The organism is Photobacterium piscicola, from assembly GCF_046058925.1.
Lineage (GTDB): Bacteria > Pseudomonadota > Gammaproteobacteria > Enterobacterales > Vibrionaceae > Photobacterium > Photobacterium piscicola.
Genome location: NZ_CP175534.1, coordinates 1,990,509 through 2,009,899, shown reverse-complemented (window position 1 = coordinate 2,009,899; position 19,391 = coordinate 1,990,509). Strand labels below are relative to the sequence as shown.

At 37.7% G+C, this 19,391-nt stretch carries 14 protein-coding genes and 1 pseudogene; 6 read left to right on the top strand and 9 right to left on the bottom strand.

The window, feature by feature from the left end; genetic code table 11:
* The first annotated feature begins 69 nt into the window (after positions 1 to 69).
* Both ACJZU6_RS09600 and ACJZU6_RS09595 read left to right on the top strand, forming a co-directional pair.
* The gene (locus tag ACJZU6_RS09600; protein ID WP_408900166.1) at positions 70 to 1,851 is read left to right on the top strand and encodes a murein L,D-transpeptidase; all 1,782 of its coding nucleotides are present in this window, start codon (positions 70 to 72) and stop codon (positions 1,849 to 1,851) included.
* Between the two features lie 148 nt (positions 1,852 to 1,999).
* Positions 2,000 to 2,731 carry an HAD family hydrolase gene (locus ACJZU6_RS09595; RefSeq protein WP_080157322.1) on the top strand — a complete coding sequence of 244 codons (732 nt, stop codon included), beginning with the start codon at positions 2,000 to 2,002 and terminating at the stop codon, positions 2,729 to 2,731.
* A gap of 98 nt (positions 2,732 to 2,829) precedes the next feature.
* Here the strand turns inward: ACJZU6_RS09595 and ACJZU6_RS09590 are convergent, their stop codons facing one another.
* Positions 2,830 to 3,783: a TerC family protein gene (locus ACJZU6_RS09590; protein WP_080157323.1), complete on the bottom strand. Its 954-nt coding sequence runs from the start codon at positions 3,781 to 3,783 to the stop codon at positions 2,830 to 2,832.
* A 1,004-nt stretch (positions 3,784 to 4,787) separates the two neighbouring features.
* On the opposite strand from ACJZU6_RS09590, the gene ACJZU6_RS09585 reads away from it, so the two are divergent.
* On the top strand, positions 4,788 to 5,186 hold the full coding sequence (locus tag ACJZU6_RS09585; RefSeq protein ID WP_080157325.1) for a hypothetical protein: 399 nt from the start codon (positions 4,788 to 4,790) through the stop codon (positions 5,184 to 5,186).
* 75 nt (positions 5,187 to 5,261) lie between these two features.
* On the opposite strand, the gene ACJZU6_RS09580 is transcribed toward ACJZU6_RS09585, so the two are convergent.
* The 4 genes and pseudogenes from ACJZU6_RS09580 to ACJZU6_RS09565 all read right to left on the bottom strand — a co-directional run.
* Positions 5,262 to 6,632 (bottom strand): DASS family sodium-coupled anion symporter, encoded by a 1,371-nt coding sequence (locus tag ACJZU6_RS09580; RefSeq protein ID WP_107275814.1) that lies wholly within the window; start codon positions 6,630 to 6,632, stop codon positions 5,262 to 5,264.
* Between the two features lie 496 nt (positions 6,633 to 7,128).
* Positions 7,129 to 7,899 (bottom strand): vancomycin high temperature exclusion protein, encoded by a 771-nt coding sequence (locus ACJZU6_RS09575; RefSeq protein ID WP_080157329.1) that lies wholly within the window; start codon positions 7,897 to 7,899, stop codon positions 7,129 to 7,131.
* Positions 7,900 to 8,098: 199 nt separating this feature from the next.
* Positions 8,099 to 9,787 (bottom strand): NAD-dependent malic enzyme, encoded by a 1,689-nt coding sequence (locus ACJZU6_RS09570; protein ID WP_408900165.1) that lies wholly within the window; start codon positions 9,785 to 9,787, stop codon positions 8,099 to 8,101.
* Between the two features lie 291 nt (positions 9,788 to 10,078).
* Positions 10,079 to 10,387: pseudogene (locus ACJZU6_RS09565) on the bottom strand (enoyl-CoA hydratase-related protein); the annotation flags it as partial.
* A gap of 228 nt (positions 10,388 to 10,615) precedes the next feature.
* Between ACJZU6_RS09565 and ACJZU6_RS09560 the strand changes: the two are divergent.
* Positions 10,616 to 12,181 (top strand): hypothetical protein, encoded by a 1,566-nt coding sequence (locus ACJZU6_RS09560; protein ID WP_408900164.1) that lies wholly within the window; start codon positions 10,616 to 10,618, stop codon positions 12,179 to 12,181.
* Between the two features lie 3 nt (positions 12,182 to 12,184).
* Positions 12,185 to 13,126: a hypothetical protein gene (locus tag ACJZU6_RS09555; protein WP_408900163.1), complete on the top strand. Its 942-nt coding sequence runs from the start codon at positions 12,185 to 12,187 to the stop codon at positions 13,124 to 13,126.
* Positions 13,127 to 13,186: 60 nt separating this feature from the next.
* On the opposite strand, the gene ACJZU6_RS09550 is transcribed toward ACJZU6_RS09555, so the two are convergent.
* Positions 13,187 to 14,083: a 1,4-dihydroxy-2-naphthoyl-CoA synthase gene (locus ACJZU6_RS09550; RefSeq protein ID WP_060998009.1), complete on the bottom strand. Its 897-nt coding sequence runs from the start codon at positions 14,081 to 14,083 to the stop codon at positions 13,187 to 13,189.
* Between the two features lie 198 nt (positions 14,084 to 14,281).
* Between ACJZU6_RS09550 and ACJZU6_RS09545 the strand changes: the two genes are divergently transcribed.
* Positions 14,282 to 16,681 carry a helicase-related protein gene (locus ACJZU6_RS09545; RefSeq protein ID WP_408900162.1) on the top strand — a complete coding sequence of 800 codons (2,400 nt, stop codon included), beginning with the start codon at positions 14,282 to 14,284 and terminating at the stop codon, positions 16,679 to 16,681.
* Between the two features lie 110 nt (positions 16,682 to 16,791).
* Here ACJZU6_RS09545 and ACJZU6_RS09540 read toward each other — a convergent pair whose 3' ends face one another.
* The 3 genes from ACJZU6_RS09540 to ACJZU6_RS09530 form a co-directional block, all read right to left on the bottom strand.
* Positions 16,792 to 17,247: a TerB family tellurite resistance protein gene (locus ACJZU6_RS09540; RefSeq protein WP_080157335.1), complete on the bottom strand. Its 456-nt coding sequence runs from the start codon at positions 17,245 to 17,247 to the stop codon at positions 16,792 to 16,794.
* A 104-nt stretch (positions 17,248 to 17,351) separates the two neighbouring features.
* Positions 17,352 to 18,326 carry a zinc transporter ZntB gene (locus ACJZU6_RS09535; RefSeq protein ID WP_408900161.1) on the bottom strand — a complete coding sequence of 325 codons (975 nt, stop codon included), beginning with the start codon at positions 18,324 to 18,326 and terminating at the stop codon, positions 17,352 to 17,354.
* Positions 18,327 to 18,449: 123 nt separating this feature from the next.
* Positions 18,450 to 19,310, bottom strand: coding sequence for an AraC family transcriptional regulator (locus ACJZU6_RS09530; RefSeq protein WP_107275819.1), 861 nt, complete (start codon positions 19,308 to 19,310; stop codon positions 18,450 to 18,452).
* Positions 19,311 to 19,391 lie beyond the last annotated feature (81 nt).

The following is a 19,391-nucleotide window of genomic DNA, read 5'->3' as shown; positions in this document are numbered from 1 at the left end:
AATAAGATAAGCTGTAATGCTAGGTATGGTATTTTTCGTTCTATTTTATAGGTAAGGATCGCTTTGACGATGTTTAATCCTCAACGTGTTGTTGCTAAGCGTGTTAGCAAACTTTTAGTGTTGTCACTGATGGTACCCGGTAGTGCTTTTGCTGCTGAGGTAAGCTCTGCTGTTCCACACAATGTCGCAGCTGTATCACAAAATAATAATGTGCCCATTGTTGGTTCTAGTGCAGTATTGCCTAAAATGCCTACTGATACACGAAAAGCACCGTTAACTGCTGGCAGTGTTGATTGGTCTTCATTGAATAACCTGCATTTGCAAAGCACGAAAATGCTATGTGGTGATACAACCAGTAATGTGTGTTTCGCTCCGCAAATTGAACAAGCTTATGCGCAAAATAAATTTTATCCACTTTGGAATACAGTCGCACTGCGTAATGAGTTAGCATTACAACTTCAAGTACTTGCTGATAGTAAAATGCTCCCTGGTATTGCACAGCGTTTAACTGAAATGAAGCAACTTGAACAAGACGGTAATCTGCGTGGCTATGATTTATTAGCGACAGATACTTACTATGTTTATCGTGCATTTCAGAATTACATTGCTCAACACCGTAATGTTTTATTCTTATCTAAACCCGTTAATATGACCCATAGCATGTTGGAATATGCGAAGGGGGATGACGCATATCCAATGACGATGGCTAAATTAACAATGTACCGCCCTACATATGTTGATTTTGAGCCAACGATAAAGGTTATTCAGAAGTTTGAAAATTTAGCGTCGCATCATTTAGTTGCATCAAATTTTAAAGGCGTATATCGTCAAGGCGCTGTATTGCCAAAAGGACATGAAATTGTTCAGGTTCTATATAACCTTGGCGATATGTCAGCTGCAGATCGTGATACCTTATTGGCTCAGCCAACAGTCACAAACACAGGTATAATGTTTAAGAGTCTTAAGACTTTCCAAAAGCGTCATGGCTTAAGTGTTGATGGTGTTATTGGTGCTGGTACTGTTAAACAGTTAGTAATGCCTTATAGTGATATCGCACGTGTTCTTGCATTGAATACGTTACGTTTATCGGCTTTAAACCGTCATAATGATACTCGTGCACATATCTGGGTAAATATTCCGAACTACAAGTTAGAAGTGTTCGACAACGGTAAAAAAGTATTTGAGTCTAAAGTTATCGTCGGTCGTGATACTCGCCCAACAAACTTGTTCTCATCTGCGATTACAACCATGGTTGTGAATCCATATTGGAATGTGCCAATCACCATTAAACAGAACGATGTTATTCCAAAAGTGAAGATATCGCGTGATTATTTGAAAGCACATAACATGCAAATTCTAAATAGCTGGCGTGATCGTACTGTTATTCCACCAAGTAGCATTGATTGGGCAACAGTAAATCCAAAAACATTCCCTCATGAATTCCAGCAAGGTCCTGGTCCTCATAACTCATTGGGTAATGTGAAATTCTTAATGCCAAATGATTATGCTATTTTCTTACATGATACGCCTGCTCATGGTTTATTTAGCCGTAATAAGCGTGATTTAAGCTCTGGTTGTGTACGTGTTGAGCGTGCTGATGATTTAGCTAATTATGTAATTAATTATCAAAATCGTAGTAGTATTGCACCGTTTAAGACAATGTTAGATACCAAGCAACATAAAGTGGTAAGCCTATCTAAGCGTATTGATGTTGATTTTGTGTACTTAACTGCATGGGTTGATCAAGATGGTCACCTACAAATGCGTAGTGATATTTATGGCTATGACTCACCACAAGCTAAGCCAATTAAAGCTAAATTTATTACAATGAAAGATTTTGTGAATCACTAAATTATTATTGATTGCGTAATCTGTTAAAGCCAGCACTTGAATGCTGGCTTTTTTATGTGCGCAATTTGGTAACTCAGGGTAGAATTTAATTATTATTTTTAAAACTACATAGTTAGAGTGTCATGATGTACGGCACAATGGGGACGTAATGTTAAAAGCTATTTTTTTAGATATGGATGAAACGTTATGTGCAACATCAGTTGCAGATAAACAAGCTTTAGCGACATTAACACACTATGTTCAATCACAATTTCCGACATTGAATGCTGATGTTTTTTGCCAACGTTACATTGCCGGAATTTATAAACAGTTAAATAGTGAATTTCCACAATTAGTGGCGTTATTAGATAATGAATTACTGTTTCGTCAAACATTAGTACAAACACTATTTGCTCAGCAACAGATCTCTCTTTCTTTTGAGCAAGCAAAAGCTATTCAAGCAGCGTTTGATGATGGTCGTATGGCTGGGTTTGATTTCTTTCCTGAAGTTAAAGCGATGCTTGCGACGCTTCGTCAACATTATAAGCTGGTGGTGATCACTAACGGGCCTGTTTTTTCTCAGTATCCTAAACTTGCAGCTACCGCTATGGATCAACATGTAGACTATATTATTGTTGGTGGGGAGGAGCCAGAAGAGAAGCCTGCATTAAGTATTTTTAAAAAAGCATTAGATCTGGTGAAGTGTGAGCCAAGTGAAACCCTTCATATGGGAGATTCATTAGCGGCTGATATTGCAGGTGCAAATGGGGCTGGTATTGCTAGTGTGTGGGTTGATACAGGCAAGAAGAGCGATCATGACAAGCTTTCGCAAATCATACCGTCATATATTGTGACTCAGCCACAACAGCTCTTGAATGTGATAACACAACATCTTGCTTAGTGAATAGTTAGTAGTGATAAAGTAAAGAATAAAAATGCCACTGGTTATCATTTTTAGTTAGCAGTGGCATTTTTTATTTAATCAGTAATCAGCAGTGATTATTGTTCAGTTGTTTCAATATTACGTGTTTTCCATAGCGATGCACTGATAGCAATCGTAATAGAAAGAATGATCACACAAAGTGAAATCACTGTTGGAATCGCATATGGTGAACCAACAAGTAGCATTTTGATACCAATAAAACTCAGTATAAATGCTAAAGCGACGCGTAAATAGCAGAAACGAGTCAACATGCCTTCCAATACGAAATACAGTGAACGTAAACCCAGTAGGGCAAACACATTAGCTGTAAAGACTAAGAATGCTTCTTGGGTAACGGCGAAAATTGCAGGAATTGAGTCCAGTGCAAACATCACATCGGTTAGTGAGATAACTGCGACGACAACTAATAGTGGTGTTGCAAGCCAACCTTTACTGTCTTTAATAAACATTTTATGATCATGATAATCATCAGAGACTCTAAAGAAGCGCTTCACAATACGCACTGGTGCTGAATCTGAGAAATCTTCCTGTTCTTCTTCACCTTCGCGCCATAGTTTAAAACCAGTATAAAGTAAGAAAACAGCAAAGATGTATAGGATCCAATGATAATCAGCCAATAGTTTTGCGCCAACACCAATCATACCAGCACGTAGGAAGAGTGCACCGACAATACCCAGCATAAGAATACGAGGACGTAGACGTTCAGGTACGGCAAATTGGCCAAAGATTAATGCAAAAACAAATAAGTTATCAACACTTAACGATTTCTCTAATAAGTAGCCAGTAATAAATGATGTTGCTGCTTGTTTATTTGTATATGTACTCTCTGGTGCCATTTGAGGCCAGTATAGGTAAATAAAGCCCATAAAAATAAGAGCTAAACATACCCAAAAAACACTCCAAAGTGCGGCTGTTTTAATCGATATTTTACCACCACGTGTTTGATACAGATCGAGTGCAAACATTAATACTGTTAATACAGCAAACCCTTCATAACTAAAAATACTCATAGAGTTCTCTCTTTATATAAATATCTAGTGCGATAATTTATTGCTATTAGTTTTATTGTTTATTTAATGATATTTATAAAAATCGAATTAAATGAAACAGTAATCATAACAATATGTTATTGCATAGAATAAAATACGAAAGGTATGCCATAGGCGAGCCTAAACAAAACCTTCCGCACATTAAAAAAACCCATGCAATTATGTTGCATAGGTTCGAATACATTTATATGTAAACGATAATGGCATTGGTCTCGTCAAAATGGTGCTGGCAGTGGTGTCTATTGCAGACAAAAAGTTACTGCGAGCAAATCCATTCACGGCTGCCGGAAGTTTGTGACTTCGAGATGACGACAGGCGAACAATTGTGACTACTCCCCAAACGAGGCAATTTTAGACTTGTAGCCCATAAGTTTCCAGTCGTTTTTATGGTTAATTTTACATAAGATTTAAAAAAGCGTTAATTTGAAGCAATTAATTATCAATATGGTGAATAAATTACCGTTTTATTGGGGTGGTGAAAATCATTATTTTAGGTTGTTAATAATAATTGGTGATGTTTCACACTCGTAAGGTGGTGAGTTTATTAAATGTAATCAATTATAAAATTATTGGTGCCAATAAAGGATGTTTTACTTACAGCAGGGAGTAGGTTAAGAATAATCATATGATGTTAGATTATTGAATGATTGCTTATTTATTAGTGGTGATGTTGCTATAAATTGTTTGGCAGAGATAAGAGGAATTATTGCTAGTAACGATTTATTGTAAGTATAGAATGATTTTATAGATATAGAGTTATTTATAAAGTATTAACTGTGATCGTTTTGTTAAATATTTGTTTTTATTGTGTTTTTGTGAATTTAAGTGTAAATAGAATGAGATATTCATCACAGACTTTAATTGTGAAATATACAATTAGAATTGATATCAACGTATAGTGATTACATTAGGTAGTTCCACTAATGATATTTAAATGAATATTATGTTTCTGACTAAGGATAGCTATGGAAACAATCGTTGATAAAGCCATAGAAAAGGATGTGATTTTTGATTACACGGAGTTTCTATCTAAATCATGCCAGCAACGTTTATCATTTATGGACGCTTTAAAATATTTAATTCCTTTATTTGAAGCGACAGTAAAAACAATGGGTAAAAATAATTTATCTTGTGCTGAGCGACTAGAAAAAAAAGCATTAAAAATATTATCAAGCCATACAAGTGATATTAATAATTTAATTCGATTGTCCTCTTTAGCAAAACAAGAAGGTATTATGCGGCTTGTCGTTTATCTTCCATACTCGCTTGAAGAACAACAATTAATTGAATTAAAAAGTGAAATAAAAGGAACAGTTGACTTCGTCAAAGACAATACGGAACAACTATTATTTATTCTCGATTAAAATAACGCATAAAAAAAGGTGACGGTTTATGTCACCTTTCTTATTTTTCAGTATATTATGCAGTTATTGGTCGATTTACCAAAATAGCCATGTAAATACAGTTAAAAATATAATACAAACAATATTTAAATAAAGTCCAACTCGCATCATTTCACTTTGCTTTATATAACCGGTACTAAACACAATCGCATTGGGTGGTGTAGCAACTGGTAGCATAAACGCACAAGACGCACTGATAGCAATTAATGCTGATAATACAATGGGTGATACACCTAGCGCTTCAGCTACGGTTGCAAAAACTGGGACCAATAATGCGGCACTTGCCGTATTACTCGCAAACTCAGTAAGAAAAACTACAAAAATAGCCACTCCAAGAATAGTGAGTAGAAGCCCTGCTTGATGTAGCATGTCACTGAGTGCTGTGGCAAGGAAGACACTTGTTCCCGTTACTTTAAGTATGTTACTTAAACAAATGCCACCTCCGAACAGTAATAATACGCCCCAATCGGTTGAATTCTTGATGTCTTTCCATTCAACAACTCTAGATACCGCAAGCATGATGATGGCACTTAAAGCAACCAAGGTGTCAAATTTAGCATAGCCGCCTAAAAAGGTATTTATGGGTTTACTGAAGATCCATAAGGCCACGGTCACCATGAAAATAGCCATTGTGATTAGCTTACCATTACTCCATTGAATGGGAGTATGATCAAGTTCAAACTGATGGTTTAGATCTGGCTTTAAGATGATGTATAGCAGTGTGACAGTGAGTGGTAATAGAATAATAGTAACGGGAACGCCAAAGGCCATCCACTCAGTAAAACTTAAACCCACTTCAGCGGCAGCAATAGCGTTCGGTGGACTACCAACAATGGTTGCGATACCGCCAATACTGGCACAATAAGCTGTACCTAATAACACAAAAACATAGGTCTTATGGCCACTTTTTGTATTGACCTTGCTTAAGACACCTAATACGAGTGGCAGCATCATCGCTGTGGTGGCGGTATTACTGATCCACATTGATAATCCAGCAGTTACACCAAACAACATAAATACAGCTACAGACATACGCCCTTTGGCTGCAATCAGCACTTTATCTGCAATTACTTGGTCGAGTTGCTGTTTATGTAATGCTGCTGCAAGTGCAAATCCACCTAAGAATAGGAATATGATTGGATTTGAAAAGCTCGTTAATGCTTTAGATGTATCAAAAACACCGAACCCTACAGCGAGCAGTGGAACGAGTAGGGCTGTAATACTGACATGGATGGCTTCAGTCAACCACATTACAGCAACGAAGAATAATATGCTTAAACCAATCACAACATTACGTTCAAAAGGTAATGTATTGATGAGTATAAACATCATTAAACTATTGCCAATCAGAATTAAACTATTCCTATTGAATAGCCAATGTTTGAGTGTAAGAGCAAGTGTTGTCATAGGTGAATCTTCCATATGTTGAGACTACATTATTTTTATAGTTAGCTTTTAGTAAGCGGAAGTGATCATACGATGGGTTACGGTAGTATGAATGTGATGAAAGTATATTAATAAGGCGTGTTTGTTGATTATTTGTGTGTATTGTGATCTTTATGTGGCTTTTAATGTGCTAGGTTGTATTTTCTGGAGGCTATATATTGCTGAAATAATGCTTTTTAGCGTTATATAATTTGGCTTAAGATAACTAGTGCTGCGCGATCTAGGTTATGCTATTATAAGTACTGCAATGGAGTGCTTATTAGTATAAAGACTAGTGGATAATGAAAGAAAAAAAGATCAGCTTAACTAAAAAAATTCATAGAGAAGCGCAAGAGCATATGAAATGTGTTCGACAGCGGGTTTTTGATAATATGAATAATAGAAATAAAGTCAGTCAAATAGTTTAATAAAAGACTGATTAAAAGCCAGATACCTCATGAGTACGGGTCTGGCTTTTTTAATGTTCAGTTTTTAATGCTGGTGGTGGTGAAATTGTTTTTATCGCGGCAGAGGGGACGATTATTTTAATTGGAGCCTGATCAGTTATTGGTGCAAGAATATGTTCCACAGGCGCGGTAATTAATGGATCAATGATGGGTTCTTTGGGGCCTAAGAATTTAGGTTGCACATGTAATATAAACAAATCAATCATTGCTTTTATGCGAGCAAACACTTCACGTACACGAATTTTAAAACTTGCCATACCACGGCGAGGCTCTTTAACAGCTAAACAGCTTGCGTTGATATTATAGTGATTGGCAATAAATAATGCACGTTCACAATGAAACTGCTGAGTAATAATAACAAAACGATTAGTATCAAAGACTTCTTTTGCTCGAACAACAGAGTCAAGGGTACGAAAGCCAGCATAATCTAGTACTATTTCATTTTTAGCTACACCAGCCTTTAATAAGTCGCGCTTCATTGTACGAGGCTCATTGTACGAACGATGTGCGTTATCACCACTGACTAAGAAAACATCAACTTTATGCTTGTTATATAAATCGACGGCAGCAGACATGCGGTAGGTATAATAAGGATTGAGTGTTTTAGCTATGTATTTACTGGTGCCTAAAACCAATCCAACATTATAATCAGGCAGTTTTGCTGGATCGTGGTAAATTTGGTTTGCTGTTTGTGCTGAAACCCAACGATCAAGTAATAATAACGTGGCAACAAAGATGATAAAGAGAACTGCAGTAATGCGAATTATGTTGAGCAGTTTCATAATTATCCAATAAAAAAATATAATGCTTTATTAATATCTTACCTTAATAAATGATGTTTTTGTTTAAAAAAGCCCAAACGTAAGCTTCAATCATGACGGTTTGTATGTTTTGTGCGCGATATCATGCATTAAACTGCTTGAAATAAACATTCGAAGCATTATTTAATACTTCGAATGTTAGTGACAAATTAACGGTTAGTTAAAATGAGGTACGCTTGTAACGGCGGTATTCTGATTGCCAGAAGTTAGCATCAATTTTCTCACGAATACGTTCATCAGAATTTTTAGGTGCTTTGTGTTGTTCAACCGCTTTTTTGGCAACCGCAAAAGCAATTTTACGGGATACTTTTTGAATATCCTCAAGCCCTGGAAGCAGTGGACCTTCACCGTGAATCGCTAATGGTGAACACTCCGCAAGCGCGCGGCTACTTTCCATTAGCATTTCACTGGTAACACGACGTGCATTAACAGCCAGAACGCCTAAACCAATACCTGGGAAAATGTAGCTATTATTACATTGAACGATTGGGTAAGTTTTGCCTTCGTAAACGACAGGATCAAACGGTGAGCCTGTTGCGACTAATGCATTACCTTCAGTCCAATGAATGAGATCAAACGGTGTTGCCTCAACACGGCTAGTTGGGTTTGATAATGGGAAAATAATTGGGCGAGGGCAATGAGCATACATTTCACGAATAACTTCTTCGCTAAATAGCCCTGGAACGCCTGACACACCAATTAGCACTGTTGGTTTAGCATTACGCATAACATCCAATAATGAAATATTGGTATCAGATAGTTCCCAATCTTCAATATTGGTATTCTTTTGCACTAAGGCTTGTTGGAAGTTGAGTAAGTTAGGCATGTTCTCAACTAATAAGCCCCAACGATCCACCATAAATACTTGGCTACGCGCTTGTGCATCAGTAATACCACCAGCGACCATTTGAGCAATAATAGCTTCAGCAATACCACAACCAGCAGAGCCTGCACCTAAGAATGTCACACGTTGATCAGATAATTTGGTGCCAGCTGCTTTACATGCTGCTAATAATGAACCAACAGTCACAGCAGCAGTACCTTGAATATCATCGTTAAAGCAACATACTTTATCTTTATAGCGTTCAAGTAATGGCATCGCATTTTTTTGAGCGAAATCTTCAAACTGGATTAATGCTTCAGGCCAACGGTGTTTAACTGCTTGAATGAAATCATCAACAAAGTTGTCATACTCCGCTCCTGTAATACGCGCGTGTCGCCAACCCATGTACATTGGATCTGAAAGGCGTTGTGGGTTATTGGTACCAACATCTAGTACAACAGGTAATGTGTAAGCGGGACTAATACCACCACAAGCTGTGTAAAGTGAGAGTTTACCGATAGGAATACCCATACCACCGATGCCCTGATCGCCTAAACCAAGAATACGTTCGCCATCAGTAACAACAATTACTTTCACGTTTTGGCGAGAAGCGTTGTTTAGCATGTCTTCAATGCGATCGCGGTTTGGGTAAGAAATAAATAAACCACGGCCGCGGCGGTAGATATTTGAGAAATCTTCACAGGCAGAACCAACCGTTGGTGTATAAATAATCGGCATCATTTCTGTGATATGGTTTTCTACAAGACGGTAGAAAAGCGTTTCATTGGTGTCTTGGATATTGCGTAAGTAAATATGCTTATCCATGTCGTTATCAAATTTCTGATATTGCTGGTAAGCACGTTCAGTTTGTTCTTCTATTGACTCGATAGCTTCAGGAAGAAGACCTTCTAGGTTGAAAAACATGCGCTCTTCAATAGAGAAAGCACTGCCTTTATTTAGTAATGGCGTCTCAAGGAGTATTGGGCCGGCGTAAGGAATATATAGAGGTCTTTTATTATTGTTCATACGATAAACTCTGTTGCGATTAAGCCAGAAACTGGACTGAGAATTTCTATGCTGCTAATGCTAGAACTTCATCGTTGATAATTCAAAGGGTAGAGTGATTTATTTCGAGAAAGCGGTCATGTTTCTGATGTTTATTTTATTAATAAGCAAAAATAGGCCTGTTTTTTATGGCAACTAATAATTTGGACAAAATAAAAGCCCTTGAATAAGAGCTTTTGCTTATAAGATGAGATATGTATCTGTGTTACTAACGCAATAAGATCATCTTGTTACTATTTTTTGTAATGCGTATCAATAATGCCAAGGGAATTTGCTGAAATCTTGATCGCGTTTTTCTAAGAAAGCATCACGACCTTCTTGCGCTTCTGCGGTGCTATAAGCTAAACGGGTTGCTTCACCTGCAAATAATTGCTGACCGACTAAACCATCATCTGGTAAGTTAAAGCCATATTTAAGCATACGCATTGCAGTTGGTGATTTACTGTTAATTTCTTTCGCCCAACGTAGTGCTTCTTCTTCAAGCTCAAAGTGATCAACCACTTTGTTTACCATTCCCATGTCATAAGCTTCTTGCGCACTGTAGTTAAAGTTAAGGAAATATTATTTTTTGTATTTACAACAAGGTTTGTTGGGAGTTTATTTATTATGTGACGTTTTTCTAAAATTAAGATAGTTTTTGTTCAATGTTTTATAGACAAAATTATTTAGATGTATTTATATGAAATCAATATGATATAAAGCAATGATTTATATAATTATAGCTGTATATTAATGCCGCGATTAATAATTACTTAAGTATTACGCGATTGTGCGTTCAGGAACAGAAATATGGAAAAAATAACAATCAGTTGCCCTGCATGCAGCAAAAAATCAAATGTTCCTTCTAGTGTTAAAGTTATTATTTTTACTTGCCCTCAATGCCAGAAAAAATGGAAATGGAAAAATCCTCAATTTCATAATCTAAAAATGAAGGTGAAAGATTATTCTGGAATAAGCTCAGGCGTTTTTGGAAATGCTAATAATTACGCTGATAATGTTCATTTTAATAGTAATAGAGGACATGGTTTTGCAGCAGAAAAAGCTAATCATCTTCATGATGTTTTTACTGGGAAAAGTGCTCAGTTAGTTGGTGGTGATAATGCTAAAAATGGGGCGGATCGTATTGTAAATGGTGTTAATGTTCAAACTAAGTACTGTAGCTCTGGTTCTAAGTGTGTATCGGAAGCTTTTCAAAATGGGAAATATCGTTATGTAAATGATGGTAAACCCATGCAATTAGAAGTTCCTTCAGATATGTACGATAGTGCTATTCAAGCAATGGAAGAGCGTATTCGAAAAGGACAAGTTCCAGGCGTTTCAGCTCCTAAACAAGCAAAGAATCTTGTACGCAAAGGCTCTTTTACGTATGCACAAGCTAAAAATATTGCAAAGTTTGGCACCATTGAAAGTTTAAAGTTTGATGCTATGAATGGCATTTCCATTGCGGGAACCAGTATGGGGATCTCATCAGCTATTTCTTTTGCTGTTCAACTTTGGAATGGAGAAGAATGGGATTTAGCACTTAAGTCAGCGTGTTATGATGGTTTAAAAGCTGGTGGTGTAACGTGGGCGTGTGGAATTTTATCTTCTCAGGCAGGAAGAACAGGTGTGGAGCAAAGTCTAAGAGGGACAACAGATTGGCTTGTTGGACAACTAACTCCACAAGCGAGAGCCTTTTTAGCGACAGGATTACGTAATTCAGGAACCCAAATTCAAGGAATAGCCGCAACTAATTATTTGAGTAAGCTTTTACGTGGTAATTTGGTTACAGGGGTTATTACAACAGCGGTATTATCATCTGCAGATTTTGTTCGGTTATTTAAAGGTAGAGTTTCCGGTGCTCAGGTTTTAAAAAATGTAAGTAAAACGGCTGCCGGTGTTGCTGGAGGTACTGGTGGTTGGATGGCAGGTGCGGCATTAGGGGCATCATTTGGAACTGCAGTACCTATTATCGGTAATGTTGCTGGTGGAATTATTGGTGGCATTCTCGGAAGTTTTGCTGGTGGTAGTGCAGCAACGGCAGCAACAGGAGGCGTACTTGATCAGTTCATTAAAGATGATGCTGAAGAGATGATGGCTATTCTTGAAAAAGTCTTTGGTGAATTAGCTTTTGATTATTTACTAACAGAAACAGAAGCAACCAAGATTACAGAAGAACTAAAAGCGTTAGATCTTGTAAACATATTACGAGATATGTATGCATCAAATGATCGAAAATCTTATGCTAAAAAACAGATAATACATCTTTTTGATGATGAAGCTAAAAAACGTAAAAAAATACAGCTACCTACAGATAAACAGTTGGCAATGAGTACAACACATTTAATTAATGAATTATGTGAAAATAAGGCTTGAAAAATGAAAGATAGAATGAAAGGTCTATATGGTGCGTTAGAGCGTACTACTGGTACTGTTAAAAATAAGATATCTAATGAATTTAAAGAGCATTTTGAATCAAAAGATGTAGTTGTTGTAGAGAACCACATTCCTGATTGTGACTTTATTGAAATTGATGAAAATGTATCTAATTTATCTGTAGAAACGAAGAAAGTTGATATTAAAGATCTTTGTTTGTGGATGCATCGTGAAGATTGCTTACAAGATATTTTAGATAATCATTACCATGAAATATTAAATGAAGTAATTGATGATATCTTTGATTTAGATGAAGATGATGACGGGTATGAGATATTATTTGTAATAACTGAAAAGTTAAAGGAAATAATATTAGATATATACTCATTAACTAATACGTTTCGTAGTTATGCGTGTGAAGAACTCAAGAATAATTTAGCTACAATTGAAGTTCTTACTTATTGTTTGTCAAAAGTATTAATAGAGTTGCGCAGTGATTACGATATTATTAATGATGAACAAAGCAGTAGTGAGAAGGTGCTACAATCAGTTGTGTGCTATTTAGGTGGTATTTATGGTAAGGCGTCAGAATTCGATGATACATTAGCTGATAAAATCGATGGTGATATTTTATTCGAAACATTGTCAGGATATATAATTTGCTATAAATTATCAGGAAATAATGAACAGTATGATATTTTTCTTTCACGATTATTTTGGACGAATGTGAGTGATATTTATAAAGATAACATTTTAGAAATAAAATATGAGATGACGAAGCGACGTTTAAGAATGCCTAAAGATAATGCATATGATTTATTTGTAAATGTTTATGCAAAAAATGAATTAGCAGAATTTAAATATCAATTCGATCATACTATTGATAATGCAGTGTCTCAGCTTAAAGAGCTACGAGATATGTTAATTGCACTTGAAGGAGATTAATTTATTTCTGTTATTTGAAATGAAAGCCTCAGAATAATACTGAGGCTTTTGTATATTAAATTAATAATGCCAAGGGAACTTACTGAAATCTTGATCGCGTTTTTCTAAGAAAGCATCACGACCTTCTTGCGCTTCTGCGGTGCCATAAGCTAAACGGGTTGCTTCACCTGCAAATAATTGCTGACCGACTAAACCATCGTCTGGTAAGTTAAAGCCATATTTAAGCATACGCATTGCTGTTGGTGATTTACTGTTAATTTCTTTTGCCCAACGTAGTGCTTCTTCTTCAAGTTCAAAGTGATCAACCACTTTGTTAACCATACCCATGTCATAAGCTTCTTGCGCACTGTAGTTAAAGCCACAGAAGAAGATTTCACGCGCACGTTTTTGGCCGATCATTTTCGCTAAGTATGCAGAGCCATAACCAGAATCAAATGATGCCACATCAGGATCGGTTTGTTTAAATACCGCGTGCTCTTTAGAGGCAAGAGTTAAGTCACAAACAACATGCAGACTATGACCGCCACCAACAGCCCAACCAGGAACAACTGCAATCACGACTTTTGGCATAAAGCGAATAAGACGTTGCACTTCAAGGATATGTAAACGACCCATACGAGCAACATCAGCAGTACCTTCTTCAGCACCTTCATATTTGTAGCCATCTTTACCACGAATACGTTGATCGCCACCCGATGAGAAAGACCACTGTCCTTTATGAGATGGGCCGTTACCGGTAATTAATACGCAACCTACATCTGACCATTGACGAGCATGATCAAGTGCTGTGTAAAGTTCATCGACAGTTTTTGGGCGAAAGGCATTTAAGCAATCAGGACGATCAATGGCAATACGTACTGTTCCATGCGCTTTAGCACGATGGTAAGTGATGTCTTCAAAGTTAAAGCCTGGAACGGCTTCCCATAATTCAGGGTTAAAAATGGTTTTGCTAGTCATACGGCACAGCCTCCATAAGTTGATGCTGTAAGGCTAGGGAGTTACAGCAAAAAGTCAATTATTGTAGCGGTAAACTGACATATTTACTGAAAATTAGTGTTGATTGTTTATGGAATCAACAACTATCAAGGCTAGTCAATGACAACATCGCTGAATATTGTCACAATAACCACGTCAGAATCAGTAATAGATTGAATTATGTACGCTTCATTGCCTATTGATAGTATTAAGTCCGATTTTTTAGTCGCATTATCTCAGCAACACATTGTGGTAGAGGCTGAAACCGGATCTGGAAAATCAACCCGTTTACCCTTGTGGGCTGCCGAATTAGGCCGAGTATTAGTGGTTGAACCGCGAAGAGTGGCTTGTACATCATTAGCCGAATATTTAACAACGGATGAGGCTAATCCGCAGCACATTACAGTGGGTTATGCGATTCGGTTTGAACAGCATTTTGATGCTGATACACAAGTAGTATTTGCAACGCCTGGGGTTGCATTACGCTGGTTAAGTGATGATCAGTTAGCTTTGTTTGATACGGTGATCATTGATGAATTTCATGAACGTCGTTGGGATACCGATTTACTGCTCGCTCTTTTAAAACAGCGCCAAAGTCATCGTTTAGTTGCCACCTCGGCGACAATGGATAGCCAACGTTTAGTGACGTATTTAGGTGCCACGCATTTGCATGCGACAGGGCGTAATTTTATGGTGAATGTTTGTCATCATGCGGCTGATACTCAAACCATGCCCAGCAATGAACATTTGGAACAACGGATCGTTAAGTTAACCAGTCAGTATTATCGTGATCATCAAGATATCTTAGTATTTTTACCCGGCAGAAAGGAAATTACCGCAGCAACTCAATCGCTTCGACGTTATTTTGCTGATGCGGTTGCCGCAGGTGCGGTAGATGTAATTCCATTGCATGCCTCTGTTACCGATGATGAACGCCAACGGGCGCTAACCGCAAGTAAGAAACAACGTATTATTTTGGCGACCAATGTTGCTGAAACATCACTGACTATTCCGGATGTTACACTCATTATTGACTCAGGGTTAGAGCGTCGAACCCACCAGCGTAATGGTCGTACTGTATTAGCATTACATGCCATTTCAAAAGCAAGTGCTGAGCAACGTAAAGGTCGCGCAGGTCGCGTGAAAGATGGTGTTTGTCTGCGTTTATATGGCAAAGCTGCACCACTTGAGCGATTAACGCCCGCAGAATTACAACGTGAAGAGTTAGTTGAACCCTATTTAGCCGCGTTGTGCTGCGAGGCTAAATTTTCACAATTAGCGTTTATTGATCCTTTGCCAGAAAAAACGTTAACGAGTGCGTTTCAAACATTACAAACGATGAAAGCGGTAACGGATGATGAAGTGGTGACCGATTATGGGCGACGTTTGTATCAATTACCGATTGATAGTTTATTTGCCCATTTGATTACTGCAATGCCTGAGCGCCGTCATCAAGAAGCTATGGTTGACTTAGCTGCTGCATTATCGATTCCGCAAAAACTGTGGCAGCCTCCTAAGTCAGAACAAGATCAACAGGCGTTATTTTTATGGTTAGGGCAACAATATTGTGATGCGACAGCGTTAATTAAAATTGTAAGGGCAGATGTTGTACCCAAATGGCTAACCGTTGATGACAATATGCGCACAGAAGCACGACTATTGGCATCTAAAATGCGAGAAGTACTGCAATTACCGCAACTTGAAGCTGCTAGTGCCTTTCGTCGTCAGCCGTGGATTGATGCTGTTATGACGGCAGTGCCAGAGCTGGTTTATGTACGTCGGGAACGGCGTCGACAAGCTTTAGGTAATGGTTTTAATGAAGTGACACTTAGTCGTGATACTTTATTTGCAATAGAACATGATCAAATGGCAGAGGCTGCGGTGGTATTTGACCAATTTGCTTTACCGGGTAAGGGTGTTAAACAAAACCTAGTCTTAGCCACATGCATTGCACCTGTGACGTTGTCACAAATAGTAGAGCTTGATCTCGGTGAAAATCAATACGGACAAACCATTGAAATCAGTGCAGGCCATTTTCAAACGGCAATTGAACGAATTTATGCAGGGCGGGTGATTGATACCCAATGGCAAGATGTTAGCGGTGCAGCAGCCAGTACTGCTATTGTCGATTTGATTTTAGCTAACGAAGTTTTAGCAGGATTAGCGGCACGCTTAACGACAGATATACACCAATGGAATTTGTACCTTGGATTAGGACGTTATCAAGCTGATATTTGTCAGCGCAAACCTGAAATTGTTGAGGTGACTGAATGGTTATCACAACAGATTGCAGATATTGGAATTGAAACGATTGACGATATTGCTTTATTTAGTGCTGATGATTTTGTATTTGATGGTATTCCTGAATGGGAACGTGAAGAGTTTGATAATCAGTATCCACACAGTGTAAATTTAAATGATTTCGAGCTTCGTATTGAGTATCAGATCAGCCGAAAAACTGTGATTGCGCATTATCTTCATGGAAATCGTAAACAAGATCCTAAGCGATGGGAGTTACCACGTTGGCAAGGATGGCGAATTAAATATAAGAAAGCGAGTCGAACTATTGATATTCATTGATAGGACGAGATAAATCAGCATAAAAACAACCACGGTAGCAAATTTCTACCGTGGTAGTGTTTTGATTGATCATAAGAGAAGTAAGGCGTTATATGGAAAGCATACAGAGATTATGAGGCTAATTTACCCGCATTGAGCTTGGCGCGAATATACTCAGAGTGATCTAAATAGATCAAATCAGACACCTGTCTGATCACCGCTTCTTCTAAAGGATCTATTACGCCATCAGCATAGGCAACTTGCCACATTGCTTCAATTAATTGATAACGTTGTGGTTGTGATAATTCGCGTAGTTTATTAGTAAATTCATATAAAGAAATAGATTGCTGGCTTTGTTGTTGTGCTTGGCTCAGTAATACCGTTGCTTGTTCTTCTGTGGTATCAAGTAATTTAATCAGTAGCTGCACTTTTGCTTGTTCTTCACGCGGGTCACGATCATGATCGGCATTTGCCACTTCACATAACAATGACGCCATCGCTAAATTAAGTGTGGGTGTATCTACTGCGCCAGCGCTGGCACTTTCATTCATAACTTGTCTAAACAAAGTTCGTAATGTTGAAAACATTGTAGCCCTTATTCTGATGATAATTACGTATAACTAATACCTAAGTTTATATCGATATACGATAAAAATAAAAGCCACTAAAAATACGTTTGCAGTTTTATCTGTTATATCCATTTTCGACGATAAAATAATGCGAGTTGCAGAATCAATACGCCAACTAATAATCCACAGAAGATTGAAAATGACAAATGATCTTCTGCGCCGGGAATACCGTCAAGGTTAACCCCAAATAAACCTGTTAAAAATCCTAGCGGCAAGAATACCGTGGTAATAAGTGAGAGGAAGTATAGTCGTTGATTTAATGCTTCTGATTGCAGACTCATTAACCCTTCTTGGGTTACATTAGCACGTTCGCGAATAGCATTAAGATCATCAAGCGCATGACTGATTTTTTCATCTACTTCATGAATTTTTTGACGTTCCGCCAGAGATAGTAGTGGTGTCTCTATGGTTATTAATTTAGCTAATGCATCACGTTGAGGTGTCATTGAATGACGTAACTTTACTGTTTCACGACGTAATACAGCGATATTATTACGTAAGTTCATATCGCTATCCGTCATGACTTGCTCTTCAAGCTCGGTCAATTGTTCATCAATGGTATCAATCACCGTCATTTTATGACTTACCAAATGATCACATAAGCTTAAAATAAAGTTACCAATAGTTGTGGGGCCAAAGCCACCTTCAATATGATCGGCTATACGTGAAATAGCGACAATAGGCTGGTTTGACGTGGTAACAATCAAGTTTTTAGTAAAATAGCCACGAATAGAAACCATACTGTCTGACGGTTTATTTTGGGTGTTTTTATCAATATCGATACCACGTAATGCTAAGAAGAACCCATCTTTGGTTTGGTTTAATCGTGGCCGTTCACGATCATTGGTCAGGGAGTCCTTTTCGATATCAGGTAGCTGACTTTGTTGAATCCATTGTTGTGCTTGTGGTTGGGTATAGTCGAGATGCAACCAAAGTAGACCATCAGTGGATTGCCAGTTATTAATTTTATCAAGGGTCAGTGCGGGTTTGGAATGATCGCCATTAAGTTGATAACAGTAAGCAAAACAATTTGGCATGGAGGGTCCCTTTTAGAGCACTAAGTACTTAAGTCTTATTTATTTTATGACTATAAGCTTAACCGATATAAGTCATCGATAGAAAATAAAATATTTGATGGTTATTGATTGAGCTGTTGATGCTTAAGATTCACTCTGAAACCGTGATCTGAATTGACGTGGGCTAAAAGAACTCCAGCTTTTAAAACGGGTACTAAAATTAGTTGGGTTTGGATAACCACAAAAGTCACTAATATGTTGAATTGGCCAGGAAGTGGTGGTTAATAAACCGGCGGCATGTTCCATGCGTAAGTGCGTTAAACGTGCCATAGGGGCTTGGCTATAATATTGCTGACATAAACGGTGTAAATGTGGTTCAGAACATGGATACAGTGCAGCTAGATCTTTTACTTGCCATGGGTGGTGTAATTGCTGTTTTGCATGCTGAAATACACGCTCTAAACGTTGTAATGCTAATGGTGAATGAGGCGAAGTGCGGTTAGCAACCAATAGGCATAGTTGTTCAGTGATATTTGCCGAAAGTTGATCCGCAAGGGGATAGCCCAAACACAGTGCTTGTTGAAGACAACCGATAGTTTGAAATAATAATGAGCCTGATTGGGTTGGATAATAAGTTATCTCATGAGGTAAGCGCTGATCCCAATAACTTTGTTGTTCAAGCATAACCCACGCCATATCCCAAATAAGATCATGATTCTCGTTGGGATTGATATCAAATCCATTCTCATACCCTGGTGGCACATAAATCACATGATCGGGTTGCAAATCCCATTGCTTGGCTGGAGTGTTAAGTATTCCGCGGCCTTTGAGGGTAAATAGCAACATGTGCATGTCAGGGTTACGACGGTAAAGAGTAAATGCTTCTTTACCATAATTAATACCACACTGAATGATGTGCTTTTGTTCCAAGGCTAATGATTGCACTTGATCAATAATGATGGAGTGGCATTGTGGTGAAATATTTAAATGTTCAAACCATGCCATTATAAAATCCTTTTTGATTAAAGTTGATAGTTTGGCAAACGTTTTTGATTGCTTAGAATAACCGCAAATTAACAACTCTAG

Bases quoted from the DNA above. Each gene is read 5' to 3' on its own strand.
- ACJZU6_RS09545 (WP_408900162.1), top strand. From the start codon at position 14,282: ATGTACGCTTCATTGCCTATTGATAGTATTAAGTCCGATTTTTTAGTC.
- ACJZU6_RS09550 (WP_060998009.1), bottom strand. From the start codon at position 14,083: ATGACTAGCAAAACCATTTTTAACCCTGAATTATGGGAAGCCGTTCCA.
- ACJZU6_RS09595 (WP_080157322.1), top strand. From the start codon at position 2,000: ATGTTAAAAGCTATTTTTTTAGATATGGATGAAACGTTATGTGCAACA.
- ACJZU6_RS09530 (WP_107275819.1), bottom strand. From the start codon at position 19,310: ATGGCATGGTTTGAACATTTAAATATTTCACCACAATGCCACTCCATC.
- ACJZU6_RS09575 (WP_080157329.1), bottom strand. From the start codon at position 7,899: ATGAAACTGCTCAACATAATTCGCATTACTGCAGTTCTCTTTATCATC.
- ACJZU6_RS09570 (WP_408900165.1), bottom strand. From the start codon at position 9,787: ATGAACAATAATAAAAGACCTCTATATATTCCTTACGCCGGCCCAATA.
- ACJZU6_RS09585 (WP_080157325.1), top strand. From the start codon at position 4,788: ATGGAAACAATCGTTGATAAAGCCATAGAAAAGGATGTGATTTTTGAT.
- ACJZU6_RS09600 (WP_408900166.1), top strand. From the start codon at position 70: ATGTTTAATCCTCAACGTGTTGTTGCTAAGCGTGTTAGCAAACTTTTA.
- ACJZU6_RS09580 (WP_107275814.1), bottom strand. From the start codon at position 6,632: ATGACAACACTTGCTCTTACACTCAAACATTGGCTATTCAATAGGAAT.
- ACJZU6_RS09555 (WP_408900163.1), top strand. From the start codon at position 12,185: ATGAAAGATAGAATGAAAGGTCTATATGGTGCGTTAGAGCGTACTACT.
- ACJZU6_RS09560 (WP_408900164.1), top strand. From the start codon at position 10,616: ATGGAAAAAATAACAATCAGTTGCCCTGCATGCAGCAAAAAATCAAAT.
- ACJZU6_RS09540 (WP_080157335.1), bottom strand. From the start codon at position 17,247: ATGTTTTCAACATTACGAACTTTGTTTAGACAAGTTATGAATGAAAGT.
- ACJZU6_RS09590 (WP_080157323.1), bottom strand. From the start codon at position 3,783: ATGAGTATTTTTAGTTATGAAGGGTTTGCTGTATTAACAGTATTAATG.
- ACJZU6_RS09535 (WP_408900161.1), bottom strand. From the start codon at position 18,326: ATGCCAAATTGTTTTGCTTACTGTTATCAACTTAATGGCGATCATTCC.